The organism is Brevibacillus brevis, assembly GCF_001039275.2.
In the GTDB taxonomy this organism is placed as follows: Bacteria; Bacillota; Bacilli; order Brevibacillales; family Brevibacillaceae; genus Brevibacillus; species Brevibacillus brevis_C.
In genome coordinates, this window is record NZ_CP030117.1 from 3557565 (window position 1) to 3573149 (window position 15585).

A 15585-nucleotide genomic window follows, 5' to 3' on the forward strand; every position below is an offset into this window, starting at 1 on the left:
TCAAATAGGTAAGCTAGAAAAAGCGCGAATATTGTCTAATCTTACCAAAGTTTGTCGAATAAGTCGATAGTCGTAGTCACTTTCTCACACATCGAGCACAGATAGAATCGTAATCTCTTCAATTTGAACGTCAGGCTCATAGCAAATATAATACGTTAGTTCCGGGCTGATCCGATACCGAATCCCCCGGTATCCACAGGCAATCAAATACGCACGCACCTTATCGCCTGTCCATTCCAGCCACTCTTCATAGCCCATTTTGTTCTGTCTCTGTTCGAGTTCCTCTTCTGAATAAGCAGTGCGCAATGCATCCATGCGCAGTTCATTTTCCCCATAGCGCTCGTCCAAACAAACGAGACCCTGCAAATGAAGCTGCTGACTCAACACAACCGCCTTCTCCCCATTGGTCTCTGCATGACAAATCGCATACTGTGCGGCAATTTCCGGATTGCTCACTAAGTAAACACCAGCGCCAAACACTGCCTTTGCACTAGCACCGTTTGTAAAATGACGCCGTTCTGCTCTCTCATACTTTTGCGCTTTCACGACGCGAAGACCCTCGCCGTATTCGACCCCTCGATATACAATCTGCCTCATCCCTGAACGCCCCTTTTGACTCTGATGGAATCCTTCCAATGATGTGAAAAGGAGGAAGGCGCGTATCCGGCACCTCCCTCACTCTTATATTAAGGCAATAGCTTTACCATATCTTCGTAGGTTTCCGGTCGGCGATCCCGGTAAAATTGCCACGTATCCCGCACCTCATGAATTTTGTTACGGTCCATTTCAGCGAGAACGACCTCGTCTTGATCACGACTCCCGATGGCAACAAACTGCCCCCGTGGATCGACCAAGTACGATTGTCCGTAAAACTCCCCCATGTTCCACGGTGCTTCTGTCCCTACCCGATTAATCGCTGCCACATAATAACCGTTGGCTACGGCATGAGCTGGCTGCTCGAGCTTCCACAAGTATTCAGATAAGCCAGCGACAGTCGCAGACGGATTGAATACGATCTCCGCCCCATTCAAGCCCAGCAGTCGTGCGCCTTCCGGAAAATGGCGGTCATAGCATATATAGACCCCGACCTTGGCAAAAGCGGTTTCAAAAACGGGATACCCGAGATTGCCAGGCTTAAAGTAATATTTCTCCCAGAATCCGCACCCGCTGCTGCCCACTCCAACATGCGGAATATGCTGCTTGCGATATTTGCCCAAATACGTGCCATCCGCATCAATCACAGCGGCAGTGTTGTAGTAGGTACCGATCCCCACGCGCTCGTACACAGGTAAAATGAGTACGGTTCCTAACTCGCGGGCAAGGGAAGAGAAAAGCTGCACGGTTGGTCCATTTGGAACTTCTTCCGCTGATTCATACCATTTCGTTTGCTGTTCGGCACAAAAATACGGGCCATAGAAGATTTCTTGCAGACAGATGATTTGTGCCCCTTTGGCTGCCGCCTCCCGCACCATCCTCTCATGCTTCTCAATGGCTTTTTCTTTGTGCAAATGGACCGGTTCGTCTCCGTGGACATCGTTTTTCGCCTGAATCAAGCCGACGCGAATGATATCTGCCATAATCGCCCTCCTCACCTTTTTACGCTGTCATTTATTACGGTCTTGCAAAGGTCGATCGTTTTACAAAGCGTCCAGCCCCGGCTTGACCGACGAATTGCTGATCGCGAATGACAAATGAGCCGCGCGACAGCACCGAGATGATATCGCCGGTCACCTCCATTCCTTCAAATGGATTGTAGTCTACATTCATATGGTGAGTTTCAACGGAGATCGTGCGCTTCACCGTTGGATCAAACAACACGATATCCGCGTCCGAGCCTACCGCAATCGTTCCTTTTTGCGGGAACATCCCGAACAATTTGGCTACTTTTGTAGAGGTCATATCGACGAACTGAGTGAGGCTAATCTTGTCCTTTGCTACCCCTTCCGAGAAGAGGAGACGCATCCGGTCCTCAATGATTGGTCCACCATTCGGGATTTTCGTGAAATCGCCTAGCCCCAGCTCTTTTTGACCGGAGAAATTAAAAGAACAATGATCAGAGCCAACCGTTTGCAAAATGCCATTTTTCAACGCGCTCCACAAGACGTCCTGATTCCATTTTTCCCGGAGTGGCGGCGACCAGACGTACTTCGCTCCTTCAAAGCCCGGCTTCTGTAGATCCGTAATATCGAGTACCAAATATTGCGGGCATGTCTCCCCGTACACATTCCATCCTTTTTCGCGAGCCTCTGCGATCCGACGCACTGCCTCAGCACACGATACATGCACGACATACAGTTGGGCATCTGCCAGTGCAGTCAGTGCAATCGCACGTCCCGTCGCTTCTCCTTCTGCTTCAGGTGGGCGGGTGTAAGCGTGGTACACGGGGTCTGTCTGCCCGTTTGCAATCGCCTGCTTGATCAAATAATCCAGAACGTCTCCATTCTCTGCATGGACCTGTACAAGGGCACCTAGTTCTTTAGCCCGAACCAACGTTTTAAATAGTGTCTCATCATCGGCCATCAGCACATTTTTGTAGGCCATAAATACTTTGAGCGAAGTAATTCCTTCATTTCGCACGACTGCTCCTAATTCCTCAAGAACTTGATCATTTGCATCTGAAACCATCAGGTGGAAGCCGTAGTCGATGACTGCTTTGCCCCTTGCTTTTTCGTGCCAGGTCGAAATGGATGAATGCAATGGCTCCCCTTTATTCGTCAGGCAAAAATCGATGATGCTCGTCGTCCCGCCAAATGCTGCTGCCTTCGTGCCTGTATAAAAGTTATCGGAAGTAACCGTTCCGCCAAAAGGCATATCGAGATGGGTATGTGGATCGATTCCTCCTGGAAAAACATAGTATCCGGTAGCATCGATGTCTTCGGCATCTTTCCCATCCAGATTGGAGCCGATTGCGACTACCTTTTCCCCTTCGATCAGGATGTCCGCCTGATACGTGTCTGACGCTGTCACGACTGTGCCATTTCGAATGCACTTTTTCATTCGATGATCATCTCCCCTTCAACCCGTCACTGAGTAGACATGCCTTCCCTTGTACACGCTATGCACCACACGACGAAAACATGACGCTTTACAGCTCGCAGTTGCCACCCGTAGCCAAAGCAGCCTGCCGCTGATTCCAACTGAGAGGGGCTTTGTCGCTCGGGATCTCGACCATTTCGATCGTTCCTTCCACTGGACAAACGATGGAGCACAAATTACACCCTACACAATCTTCTTCTCGTACGACTAAGCGCTCTTTGCCCGTAGCTGCGTCAGGAACAATGTCAATGCATTGATGCGAGGTGTCCTCACAAGCGATATGACACTTGTTGCAATTGATACAGGTCTCTTCATGGATGCGCGCCACGACCTTGTAATTCAGATTCAGATGGCCCCAATCCGAGTACGTATGCACGGCTTTTCCGACAATATCCATTACGGACGCAATTCCACGCTGATCCAGGTAATTGTTTAGCCCATCAATCATGTCTTCCACGATCCGGAAGCCATGATGCATAGCGGCTGTACATACTTGAACACCCGTTGCTCCCATCAGCAAAAATTCAACAGTGTCACGCCAATCAGAGATTCCTCCAATACCAGAGATCGGGATACCAACCTTGGGATCACGTGCACATTCTGCGACCATATTCAGGGCGATTGGTTTGACTGCTGGTCCACAATAGCCGCCGTGCGCCCCTTTTCCATCTACATGTGGGATCGGCAGCCATTTGTCGAGATCAACCCCCATCAAGCTGTTAATCGTGTTGATCATGCTGATGGCATCGGCTCCCCCCTGGCTCGCAGCCCGTGCTGTAAAGCGAATGTCCGTAATGTTTGGAGTGAGCTTGACGATGACAGGGGTTTGGGCGACTTCTTTTACCCATTCGACCTGTTGCCGGATTAAATCTGGATGCTGACCGACCGCAGAGCCCATCCCGCGTTCTGCCATGCCGTGCGGACAGCCAAAATTCAGTTCCAGTCCGTCAACACCGATTGCCTCTACCTTTTTGACAATCTCGTGCCATGCTTCCTGTTTATGTTCAACCATAAGCGACGCAATCAACGTGTGCTTCGGAAAACGGCGCTTCGTTTCATTCATTTCCTTCAAATTGACCTCAAGTGGTTTGTCCGTAATCAGTTCAATGTTGTTGAAACCGAAAACTCGCTGTCCCCCGAAGTTCAGTCCTGCAAAACGGGAGGTGACGTTGATGATTGGCTCTCCGAGTGTCTTCCAGACCGCTCCACCCCAGCCTGCTTCAAAGGCACGCTGTACTTGGTAGCCTGAATTGGTCGGCGGCGCAGAGGCCAACCAGAATGGATTCGGGGATTGGATTCCCGCCAGATTAATGCTGAGATCCGCCATGATAGGTCTCCTCCTTTATACTGGTTGTTTTTGATCACGGAGCGATTGGTGGATAGCATGAGCCGCTCGTTTCCCATGATTGGCTGCATCGACTACCATCGCATCTGTCTTGCCCCCACCAAAAATGACATCGCCCGCCGCATAAACTTTGCCATGGGAGGTTCGATAGGTGCCTTCCTCGACCTCAACAATCCCATTGCGATGATGAAGTCCAAATGATTCAATCAAAGACAGATGTCTGTTTTGTCCGATCGCTTTGACAACATAATCTACTTCGATGACAAAATGACTGCCGGGAATCTCTACTGGCCTCTTTCTTCCTTTCTCATCCGGCTCACCTAGCTCCATTCGCACCAGTTCCAATCCCTTCACTCGGCCGTTTTCCTCGAGTACACGCGTTGGGGCAACGAGCCAGCGGAATTCTACGCCATCCTGCTTGGCGAATTCGTACTCAAACTGATAACAGGACATCTCTTGAACTGTCCGCCTGTATAGAATCTGAACATTGTCTGCACCCAGCCGTTTCGAACAGGTGGCAGCGTCAATCGCCGTATTCCCCGCACCGATGATCACGACTTTTTTGCCGAACATCTCGTTGGATAGTGGCTTGGTCTTGGTCTCCTCCACGAGTGCAATGGCATCGAGGACACCTTCCAGTTCTTCTCCCGGGATATGCAGCTGAGGGACATTACCCATACCCGCTGCCAACAGGATAGAATCATACTGGTCCAATAACTCTTCTGGCGCTACATCCACGCCGATTCGCGTATTGGTACGTATCTCTACCCCTAATGCCTCTACTTGCTCGACTTCCCATAGCGAAATTTCCTGTGGCAGACGGAACGACACGATGCCGTACGTGTTCAATCCTCCTGCCTTTTCTTTGGCTTCAAAAACCGTAACTGCGTAGCCGAGACGAGCAAGCTCACGCGCTGCTGATAACCCCGCCGGGCCTGCTCCGACGATCGCTACCCGTTTTCCATTTGCTTCGCCTTTTGTAAAAAGCGTAGCTTGATTTTGGATTGCCCAGTCTGTCGCGTGACGCTGGAGAAGGCCGATCATGATGGGCTTGGAGGCTGAATTTAGTACACAGGCACCCTCACACAGCTCTTCGGTTGGACATACGCGCGCACAGCTCGCCCCGACGGGATTCGACTCCATGATCGTCCGGGCTGATCCGAACAAATTCCCGGTTGCAATTTTTTTGATGAAGGAAGGGATATCAATCGACGTGGGACAAGCCTTAATACAGGGTGCGTCGTAGCAATACAAGCAGCGATTCGCCTCATCGATGGCTTCCATCGGTTTTAGGGCAGGCACGACTTCCGCGAAATTTTTCGCGAGCTCATTGGGAATGCTCATCTGTCCACAACCTCCTCACCAGATCTAAACATGCTTGCTATTAATCAATGTGCGAAATCGCTTTTTTATGATTGTTACATTTCCTATTTGGCTAGTGAGGTCACGAAATCAATCTGCTTGGATTGACATGAATGATTTCATGTTCGAATACGATAAAAACAAACAAGGAAGAAAGGGCCGTCCTGTATGAAGGATTACGACCTGGAAATCAAGGTAGTGAAACAAAAAATCGCAGATGCACACGCGCTTCTTGGCCAGTTGGAAACCGAGCGCAAAAACTACCTGGCGCAACTCGAAAGACGCAAAGCGTTTCTCTCTTCGCGCGAAATTCTAGACATCCTGGAGACAAAAGCTGGCCGTGTCGGCAGTATGGCTACCGTCAAACGCTGGGCAGATCAAGGCTACTTAGGGGAGTGTATAGACGAACGGGAGACCTTCCCCCTTTTAGCCAGTAAACAAGGAAACAAACGATTTCTTTTTCCTCGAGAATCCGTGCTCACTTATCTATATAAAAAAGGGTATCTTCGCCCGAGCTACGAGGTTTTGGATCGTGTCCAGCTCACAAGGGATAGTACCTGCTGCTGGGGAATCATCACCTCCGTCGAGCGAAGCGATCAGCACTTCACCTACCAAGTACAATTGGAAAAAACGGGAGAAGTATTGTTGGCTGTACCAGAAGAAGAACTGCTCATCCCGTAAGGAGGCACTATGGAACTGGCCATAATCACGCTGGAAAATACAGTTGCCAATCAAGAGCGATCACGACAAATTCGCGATTTGCATAAAAAAAAGGGCCAGCCCCTCGCTATTCGATTTAGCGAAGAACTGACCCATATTATTTTAGAAGCACCATGCTTGTATATCCCCGACCAGGAATGGTTGGACAAAGCTGTAGTCATCGAAGGAATCGTAAAAAAATCAGCGGAGTACTACGAGCTACACCCCCGAAGCAAAGGGAAGACAGTCAACCTTCACCTTGATTCAGAATTGGTAGCTGAGCTGGAGCTCATTCGCTCTCTCGTCAGCAGCAAAACGCAGCAGGAAGTCCTTCGTGAGTTGTTCATTCGAGGCATGCGCTCGTACTTGGCTGAGAAAGAAGCAGCCAACTCGCCTATCAGCGCCAAAAAAGAAGGATAATCCCTGCTCTCTACCAGGTAAACGTAATTTTGTCGCCCGTGATTTGATAGCTTACCGTGTAAGTCTGATTCTTCTCTTTCATGCCGACTTCAAATACAATGGCTTTTTTCGTCAGATCAGGCTTGACTGTATCGACATCCAGCATATCAAACGGCTCGTTTGCCTTTTTCTCCGTCCCTACAATTTCTATCTTTTCATGGGTAGTAACATGATAAACTCCTACACCCATCATAGTCTGATACAAGATCCAGTTGTTGTCCAGCCACGTTACTTCATCAATAAAATAACCTGGAAACAGTTGAGCTTGTGGTGTGTAGTCTGGCTGATAGAAGCGAATATTCGCGGTATTGTACAAATTGTCTGAATCAATCACCGCGATTTTTTTCTTGTCTGGTGATAGGATTCCAGCTTTTTTCGCCAATTCGATTTTTTCTTTTTCGGTTTCGATCCTCATTTTCTCGATCAGGAACAGCGCATCTTCTTTGGAAAAGACAATGTTTTTTACGTTTTTCAAATCAGCGAGCTTGTCTTTGCTTGCAAAATTACTGTAGATGGTTAGTGTTGCATCATCTGGCATACCATCGTAGGCGATGCCTCTGGATGGATATTCCCACGCATATGTTCCGATTCCTCTAAGGTGGTACGAAAAATCCGGCTTCCCCCATGCACCAAAGATAGAAAAATCAGCATATTCAGCGGGTGCCCCTAATTTTTCACCGTACTCTTGCAAATTTTTAGCCATATCAACAAGTGCTTTTGTATCGGCGATTTGATCACGACGATAGATAGAAATGGCTTTTACTTTATCCTGAGCAAACGTGAAAAACAAGTGGTAGCCCTGTTCCGCATAGCCAATCAACTCAAGCTTTTCATCCGTAAAATGTGGTTTACCCAAGACTCGCACGATCTCGTCTTTTCTTTGGGAGGTCGTAATACCCTTTACCACTTCACCTTTATAGGAAGGTTCAACGAGAACGGCAAACGCTTGCTTGTTTTCGTCCCACTTTATGCTGATTCCTTGTGGGTAATACACATAATCATCAAATTCTTTCACGGATTTCCCCAGTAGCTTCGTAAGCGAATCTTGTTTCCACTGATGGGAAGTGAAGGTATTCACGAGCAGCCCTTTTGACAAATCTGCTGGTGCCTGTACGGATGTTCCAGTACCGCTTTGCGGCGTGATTGGCATTGTCGTTGATGCGCTTGCTCCGAATGCTGTCGAAGCGAACAAACAGCAGGACAACAGTAGCATTATCGCTTTCTTTTCCACTTCATTCCCTCCCAAACTATCAGCCTGACTATACAACCATCGCCATAAAACAACGGTTATCCCTAAATTATACCAGAAATAGACAAAATCCGCTAAACGGATTTTTTCATCCATAATCCATGTAACAGAATAAAGCGTCCTTTCCCCAATGTTGTGAAGGGAAGGACGCTTTTCGATGCACGCTATTTACTTCGATTCGCCGTTGAGATAATTGAAGAACGGTTGATCCACCCAAAATTTGTACGTCTCTACCTTTACTTTGTCATTCAGCTTTTGGAAGCCTTCCACGACTTTTGGTGATTCTCCATTCAGAGAGAAAGACTGCACGACATAACGGCCATCTTTTAGCACGTTGTTCGTAATGACAGCATAATCTGCCAGCTCCGTGCGGGAATGATACAGCGGCTGCCACCAAGAAGCCTTGAGCAATCCGGTCATGTCCTCTTGATCCCGTTTGGCATATTTCAAAACGATCGGCTGGAACTTCTCTTTCTCTTCCACACTGTCGAATTCCAGGCTGAGATCGTACTCCTTGGCATACGCAATGTAGTTGCCGTTTTCAATCTGAACCACCTGATAATCGGCTGTTTGAACAGGCTCTCCCCATTCCTTCAAGTAAATGAAGGCAGATGTTTTCGGTTCAAATTGAACCTTGGCATGGACGCCTTCACTTTTTAACAGGCCGATTAATTGAATGGCGTGGGCGATATCACTATGCCCATACGTAATCGTGCGCTGTGGATCAAAATGAGGATCGAATGCGGCATCCTTCAGATTGTAGCCAGTAATCAGGTTTTGCTTCAAGCCTTTGTCTACGAGCTCTTGCAATTCACCGGCTTTAATGATTTGCGATTCGTTCCACGCCTGTGCAAGCTTGCCAAAAATCTCTTCATCGGCGATTGTGCCCAGATAGTTTTTGGCAGAGCCATGGAACTCTGCTACTTTGGCTAGCAATTGACTCGCAAGCTCTGCGGATACTGCTCCTTCTACAGAAGCTGACTTCAAGGCGTTGGCGGACACAAGCCCCGTGTCAATAGCCACAGCCAGCTCTTGTGCAGCCTGCAAGGTAAGCGCCCCGCCTTTTTTGTACGAAATCCCTGCTTTTTTCAAGGCAGCCGCTACTTTTTCCTCGCTATATGTATATCCGAGCTCTTTTAACTCAGCAGCTTTTGCGGCAGCGCTAACCGCTTCCCATACAACCAGCTTGGAGGCATCTTTGGATGCAGGCAAGAATGTTTTGGCTGACAAGTCTTTTTCCGATATACTTGTGGTAGTAGATACAATCTTGATCAATGCTTTCTCAAATTGCTCGCGAGTTACCGTCTTGTCAAATTTCACACCGTATTGCTGCTGCAAAAAGCTGCTCCACTCTGTGTGTGCTTCTACCGTGGTTTTCGTTGTTGCACCTACAGCAGTTGGAAAAACGAGTGCCGCTGAGAGTACGGCAGCCGAAGCGGAGAGTTGTAGCCATTTCGCTGATCTGTTCATGAAGAATCCTCCTGACGTATGAAGACGAATCATATTAATATTATTCCTATATGTTTACTAGGTATATAATCAACTACATTAGCACTCCTGCACTCATCCTGTCAATAACTAGAATAACCCGAATTCCTCGCACAAATGGAGGCTTCGGGTTATTTTTTCACTCGTTCTTATTTATCCAGCTCTGACCATTTGTTAACTTTCACCGGTGGTGTGTAATCGCGCATCCGATCTAGCAAAATAGCGGGATCACTCTCGCACAGAATCAATTCGCCCTGCATAGCGGGAATAAATCCAGCTTCAGTCGCATGCGCCACCATTTGCATCAACGGCGTATAGTAGCCGTCCACGTTCAACAGTCCGATTGGCTTTTGGTGAATGCCAATTTGACCCCAGCTCACCACTTCAAAAATTTCTTCAAAGGTACCCAATCCTCCTGGCAAAGCAATGAAGCCATCAGACAGATCGATCATTTTCGCTTTGCGCTCGTGCATCGTCAGGACCTCATGCAATTCTGTCAGCCCTTTATGTACGATTTCTCCGCGGAACAGTCCCGTAGGCATGACGCCGATCGCTTTTCCATCGCCTTCCAGTACTGCATTTGCAACACGTCCCATCAGTCCCATGCTAGAACCACCATAGACTAATTCAAGACCACGAGCGACCAATTCTTTTCCCAACTCCTGTGCGTACCGCTCAAAAAGTGGATTGACACCCGGATTGGAACCTGCATAAACACAAATACGTTTCATGTCATCCTCCCAAAACTTGTTGAAGTAGAATGTTTCCCTGAATTTCTTTGCGTGTAATATAATTATACTAAAATCAGGAAGGGACAGATATATGTGAATATAACTGAGTTTCAAAAATGGGTTGGAGATTTTTATCAAGAGCGTGGATGGAGTGGGTATGGTCCATTTATTCGTGTAGGATTTCTGATGGAAGAAGCTGGCGAACTGGCAAGAGCTGTACGCGCCATTGAAATTGGTCGAGATCGTCCTGATGAAGGGGAAAAGCCTGCAGAGGAAGCTCGGCAGGAGCTGGTGGAAGAGCTGGGCGATGTACTCGGGAATTTAATCTTACTGGCAAACCAATACGAGGTTCCTTTTGAGGAGATATTGGAAGCACATCGAGCAAAGCTGCAAAAGCGCTATCAGCTCGATCGTTGAATACATACAGCGGCATTCTAGGTTTTTCGCATCTCCTAGTCTGCCGCTGCTTTCATCTATTCGTCTTTTCGTCCAAGCTACCCCTACTCCAACGTATCAAAGGCTTCCCTCATTACCTGCGCAATAAAATCGATATCATCGCTCGTCGTGGTAAACGGTGGCGACAGTGTCAGCACATTATTGAAGCTTGGAATGGTGTCGCCATTGCGTCCGATGATTAGCCCACGCTTCTTGCACTCAGCAATCACCTGTGTTAATTTCGCTGGCGCCGCAGGTTCCTTTGTTTTGCGATCCTCAACCATCTCGATCCCCATCAGGAAGCCGAAGCTGCGAATGTCTCCAACGTAAGGATGATCTGCGAGAAACGCCAGCTTGGCACGCAATTCTGCACCGAGTTCCTCCGCTCTCTCCACCAGTTTTTCCTCTTCTAAAATTTCGAGATTTTTCAGGGCAAGCGCGCATGCCGCCGGATTGCCGCCGAACGTATTGACATGACGGAAATGCAGATTATTCCCCTGCTCATTAAATTTGTCTGCAATTTCTGCCCGCACAGCCGTTGCAGAAAGTGGCAGGTAGGCGCTTGTAATCCCTTTGGCCATAGTCACGATGTCTGGCTTGATTCCGAAGTTTTGGTGGCCGAACTTTTGACCGGAGCGACCGAATCCGCAGATGACCTCGTCTACGATCATCAACACACCGTACTTATCGCAGATTTCCCGCACTTTTGGCATGTATTCCGGCGAAGGAACAAGAACGCCTCCCCCTGTAATGGTCGGCTCCATGATGACCGCTGCTACTGTCTTTTCACCTTCCCAATTGATCACTTGATCGTAATATTGGGCGCACTCCAGATTACATTTGCCGTATGTTTTTCCAGCCGGACAGCGATAACAGTAAGGCGGCGGTACATGAAGGAAGCCAGGCGCTAATGGCTCGTATTTTTCCTTGCGTATGGATTGACCAGTTGCAGCGAGAGCCCCCATCGTATTTCCGTGGTAAGCCCGATGTCGCGAAATGAATTTGTAACGGCCCGACTCCCCGTTCTGGTGATGATATTGACGGGCAATCTTGAATGCGACCTCGTTCGCTTCCGAGCCACTGTTAGAAAAGAAAACGCGATACTCCTCCCCAAGCCATTCGCTAATCTTCTCGGATAGACGAATAGCGGGTACATGGCTTTGTGTGAGTGGAAAATAAGCCAATTGCTTCAACTGCTCATAAGCGGCGTCTGCTAGCTCCTGTCGACCATAGCCAACGTTGACGCACCACAAGCCAGACATCCCATCCAGATATCGGTTCCCGTCGATATCGGTGATCCACGATCCGCTCGCTTCCGTTACGATCATCGGATTGGGGTTGTAGGGGGACATATGGTGCCACATATGCGAACGGTCGGCATCCAGCAAGCGCTCTTTATCAAAATCTTTCGTTACTTGTCCTTGCTCCATCGCGCAATCCTCCTTATTTTTTCGTTAGAGGTTACTTAACAAAAACTTTTTGCGAGCCAATGCTGGTATCGCCATCTTCGAACCATCTGGATGTGACCGTTTTTTTCTTCGTGAAAAAGAGAACGCCATCTTTTCCATTTGCATGCAAATCACCGTAAAAGGACTGCTTCCAGCCTGAGAATGCAAAGAAGCCCATCGGAGCAGGCACCCCTACATTGACACCGACCATTCCCGCTTCCACCTGCTGAACGAATTCTCTTCCCCATTTTCCGTTGTTCGTATAGATGGTCGCCCCATTGCCAAAACGCGAGCGGCTGATCGTCTCCAAGCCCTCTTCAAAGTCTTTTACACGCATGACACTCAGAACAGGCGCAAAAATCTCGTCGCGAACAATGACCATCTCGGCATCTGCCTTGTCAAAAATCGTAGGCCCGAGGAAGTATCCATCCGGCAGCTTTTTCGCGTCCTCGCGACCATCGCGAACCAACGCGGCACCAGACGCGACACCTTTTTCGATATAGTCATGGACTTTGGACAAGTGAGAATCACGGATGACTGGCCCGAGATCGATGCCCTCCTCCAAACCATTCCCCATTGCAAGAGCACTGGCTTCCTCGATCAGATGCGCGATCAGCTCATCGGCAATCTCTTCAACAGCTACGACAGCGCTGGCTGCCATACACCGCTCTCCTGCACAGCCGAATGCCGAGCTCGTGATTGTTTTTGCCGCGCGCTTCAAATCCGTATCAGGCATGACCAAATGGTGATTTTTCGCGCCAGCCAGTGCTTGCACACGCTTTCCGTTCGCCGCCGCTGTCTTGTACACATATTCCGCAACTGGCTGCGAGCCGACGAATGATATCGCTTTTACATCCGGATGCTCCAACAGACCATTGACGACATCATGCGCTCCGTTTACGACGTTAAATACACCGTCTGGCAGCCCTGCTTCCTTGAGTAGTTCAGCAATCCGAATTGAAGACAGCGGCGTACGCTCCGAGGGCTTCAGGACAAACGTATTTCCTGCGGTAATCGCAATCGGGTACATCCACATCGGAACCATCACCGGGAAGTTAAAGGGAGTAATCCCGCCCACTACCCCCAGCGGAAAACGGATCACCTGACTGTCGATGCTGTTTGCGATATTGGGCAATGTTTCTCCCATCATTAGTGTTGGCATCCCACAAGCGAACTCTACCATTTCCAGCCCACGCAATAGCTCAGCCTGTGCCTCAGGCAGATTTTTGCCGTTCTCCATGGTGATCATCCGGGCAAGTTCGTCCTCGTGCTTGAGGAGAAGACTATGAAAACGAAACATAATGCGCGCACGATCCCCGACAGGGGTAGCACTCCAGCTCACATACGCTTCCTTCGCGGCAGCAACAGCCTTGTCCACATCTTCTTTCGTTGACAGTGGCACACGCGATAACAATTCTCCTGTTGCCGGATTGGGTACATCCTCAAAACGTGTTGTCAGTGAATCTACCCACTGCCCCCCGATGTAGTTTTTCAACGGATTTCCAACGATAGCTGTGTTCATCCCTTCAACTCCTCACGTTCAATTGATTGACAATTCCATTTTATCCAAAAATAATACCTGTCAGCACTAGACAAAGCGTAACGCATTACGTAGGGTTAATCATACAGAGTGTAAACGGAAGAGGTGAACCTAATGAGTAACGATTTGCGTCTGACCCTTACAGAAATCATCAAGCGACCATTGTTTCAACATGCCCAAGTGGTGGCGGGTCATCGCGGGCTGTCCCTTCCTGTTCGCTGGGTTCACGTCTTGGAGACTGCCGATACGGGACAGTTTTTAAATGGCGGCGAGCTGATCCTATCAACCGGGCTAGGATTTGGAGAAGAAAAGGAAAAGCGACTTGCATATTTATCAGAGCTCATTCGGCGAAAAGCAGTTGGACTGTGCATCGAGCTGGGACGTTACATCCCCTCCATCCCTGAGGATATGCTTGAGTTGGCGAACCACCACCAGTTTCCGTTGCTCGTCTTTCATCAGCCTGTGCGCTTTGTGGACATCACGCAAGATTTGCACGAGCATTTGATCCATGCGCAGATGCAAGCGCTTCGCAATCTCGAAGCATACTCTCGCAGTTTGCAACAGCTCAGCCTGCAGGCAGCTGGCGTCCCCAAGCTATTACAGCATTTTCAGGTGGCGGTTCAGATGCAGGTCTTCTATTACGCACCAGATGGCTCCACACAATTTGCCCCGGTGGTACCGCATGATGTTGCAGTGGAGATGAGCGATTTGATGCGGTCTCATTTTTCCGAATTGGATAGTAGTGAAGCTGGCGTCCGCTTCCTTTCTCTCTCTGCGACCAGGCAGCTTGCTTATCAACCAGTGATGGCGATGGGTCACGTGCTCGCTTATGTCGGTATTGTCTTGTATGAACGAAGTCCGGATGAGTATTTGCTCCTAACCTTAGACAATACAGTCAGCGCGATGGCTCAAATTTTAATGCGAAAAATGTTTGTGGAGGAACAGGCACTTGCTACCGAAAACCGGCTGTTTGATGATTTGATTGCCAACCGCACCATACCGGAGGAACAAATGCGTTCCTTGCTCGGTATCACGGGCAGCAGTAAAGCCTCGGCCTATCACATGATTATTTTATCGTTTGAGAAGCCGAAGAACTTGGCCGAGGATTCCCTTCCGCCGCACGATCTGACGGCTATCTTCCGTTCCCTATTGACTCGTCATCACTTTCGTCCTTTCATACGTTGCAAGGGCCATCGCTTTTACTTTTTACTGATCGAGCAGCGTCCGCTTTCAGATTCCCGTCGTACCCTGGAAAAAGCCTTTCGTGATGTCAAAAGAATCATGACACAAATGCTAGGGGCGGATGTTCAACTCTGGATGGGCATCAGTCGAGCCGGGAAACGGTTGTCTGACGCTGGACGACACCTCGCAGAGGCGGAACAGGCCCTGGCTTTTTATCAGGAATCATCCAGTCCGTTTTTCGCTGATCTCGGATTATTCCGACTCCTGTTCCACGTACCTAGTGAGCCAGTGCTAAAGACCTTTATAAGCGATTACCTCGGCCCACTGTTAGCCCATGACCAAGCACACGGCTCCTCGCTCGTACACACGCTGCGTGTCTATTTTGATGTTAGCCTGTCTAAGCAGGAGGCTGCGGAAAAACTGTTCATTCATCGTCAAACGCTCTATCATCGCTTGGAAAAAATCGAAGAAATTCTCGGTGAGGATTACACGGCAACGCAAAACAGGATTTGTCTGGAAATCGCCCTGCGAGCGCGGGACTGGTTAAGCAAAGAAGAGCAGCATCAGTAAAAAAAGACACAACCTTTCATCCGATCAAAAGATGAAGGTTG

At 48.8% G+C, this 15585-nt stretch carries 14 protein-coding genes; 4 read left to right on the top strand and 10 right to left on the bottom strand.

Features of this window, described 5'->3' with window-relative positions; translation table 11 throughout:
- Window positions 1-84: 84 nt before the first annotated feature.
- From AB432_RS16925 to AB432_RS16945, 5 genes are all read right to left on the bottom strand, one after another.
- Window positions 85-597 (bottom strand): hypothetical protein, encoded by a 513-nt coding sequence (locus AB432_RS16925; RefSeq protein WP_048033279.1) that lies wholly within the window; start codon window positions 595-597, stop codon window positions 85-87.
- Between the two features lie 89 nt (window positions 598-686).
- A complete protein-coding gene (locus tag AB432_RS16930) occupies window positions 687-1577 on the bottom strand; it encodes a nitrilase-related carbon-nitrogen hydrolase (protein ID WP_048033280.1) in 891 nt (296 codons plus the stop codon).
- A gap of 34 nt (window positions 1578-1611) precedes the next feature.
- Window positions 1612-2997, bottom strand: coding sequence for a dihydropyrimidinase (gene hydA / locus AB432_RS16935; protein WP_048033281.1), 1386 nt, complete (start codon window positions 2995-2997; stop codon window positions 1612-1614).
- An 88-nt stretch (window positions 2998-3085) separates the two neighbouring features.
- Complete coding sequence (gene preA / locus AB432_RS16940) at window positions 3086-4363, bottom strand: NAD-dependent dihydropyrimidine dehydrogenase subunit PreA (RefSeq protein ID WP_048033282.1); 1278 nt, start codon at window positions 4361-4363, stop codon at window positions 3086-3088.
- 15 nt (window positions 4364-4378) lie between these two features.
- On the bottom strand, window positions 4379-5725 hold the full coding sequence (locus AB432_RS16945; RefSeq protein ID WP_048033283.1) for an NAD(P)-dependent oxidoreductase: 1347 nt from the start codon (window positions 5723-5725) through the stop codon (window positions 4379-4381).
- A gap of 186 nt (window positions 5726-5911) precedes the next feature.
- Between AB432_RS16945 and AB432_RS16950 the strand changes: the two genes are divergently transcribed.
- Window positions 5912-6424 carry a hypothetical protein gene (locus tag AB432_RS16950; protein WP_048033284.1) on the top strand — a complete coding sequence of 171 codons (513 nt, stop codon included), beginning with the start codon at window positions 5912-5914 and terminating at the stop codon, window positions 6422-6424.
- A 9-nt stretch (window positions 6425-6433) separates the two neighbouring features.
- A complete protein-coding gene (locus AB432_RS16955) occupies window positions 6434-6862 on the top strand; it encodes a hypothetical protein (RefSeq protein WP_048033285.1) in 429 nt (142 codons plus the stop codon).
- 10 nt (window positions 6863-6872) lie between these two features.
- Here AB432_RS16955 and AB432_RS16960 read toward each other — a convergent pair whose 3' ends face one another.
- The 3 genes from AB432_RS16960 to AB432_RS16970 all read right to left on the bottom strand — a co-directional run bounded on the left by AB432_RS16960 (window position 6873) and on the right by AB432_RS16970 (window position 10369).
- On the bottom strand, window positions 6873-8132 hold the full coding sequence (locus AB432_RS16960; protein ID WP_082195951.1) for a hypothetical protein: 1260 nt from the start codon (window positions 8130-8132) through the stop codon (window positions 6873-6875).
- A 186-nt stretch (window positions 8133-8318) separates the two neighbouring features.
- Entirely contained in the window at window positions 8319-9620 is a 1302-nt protein-coding gene (locus AB432_RS16965) for a hypothetical protein (RefSeq protein WP_048033286.1), read from the bottom strand.
- A 167-nt stretch (window positions 9621-9787) separates the two neighbouring features.
- Window positions 9788-10369 carry an LOG family protein gene (locus AB432_RS16970; protein ID WP_048033287.1) on the bottom strand — a complete coding sequence of 194 codons (582 nt, stop codon included), beginning with the start codon at window positions 10367-10369 and terminating at the stop codon, window positions 9788-9790.
- A 93-nt stretch (window positions 10370-10462) separates the two neighbouring features.
- Between AB432_RS16970 and AB432_RS16975 the strand changes: the two genes are divergently transcribed.
- Window positions 10463-10786, top strand: a complete 324-nt coding sequence (locus AB432_RS16975; protein WP_048033288.1) for a MazG nucleotide pyrophosphohydrolase domain-containing protein — start codon at window positions 10463-10465, stop codon at window positions 10784-10786.
- An 83-nt stretch (window positions 10787-10869) separates the two neighbouring features.
- Here AB432_RS16975 and AB432_RS16980 read toward each other — a convergent pair whose 3' ends face one another.
- On the bottom strand, window positions 10870-12234 hold the full coding sequence (locus tag AB432_RS16980) for an aspartate aminotransferase family protein (protein ID WP_048033289.1): 1365 nt from the start codon (window positions 12232-12234) through the stop codon (window positions 10870-10872).
- Window positions 12235-12265: 31 nt separating this feature from the next.
- Window positions 12266-13774, bottom strand: coding sequence for a CoA-acylating methylmalonate-semialdehyde dehydrogenase (locus AB432_RS16985; RefSeq protein WP_048033290.1), 1509 nt, complete (start codon window positions 13772-13774; stop codon window positions 12266-12268).
- Between the two features lie 132 nt (window positions 13775-13906).
- Here AB432_RS16985 and AB432_RS16990 point away from each other — a divergent pair, with 132 nt between their 5' ends.
- Entirely contained in the window at window positions 13907-15544 is a 1638-nt protein-coding gene (locus AB432_RS16990; protein WP_048033291.1) for a PucR family transcriptional regulator, read from the top strand.
- Window positions 15545-15585: the final 41 nt, after the last annotated feature.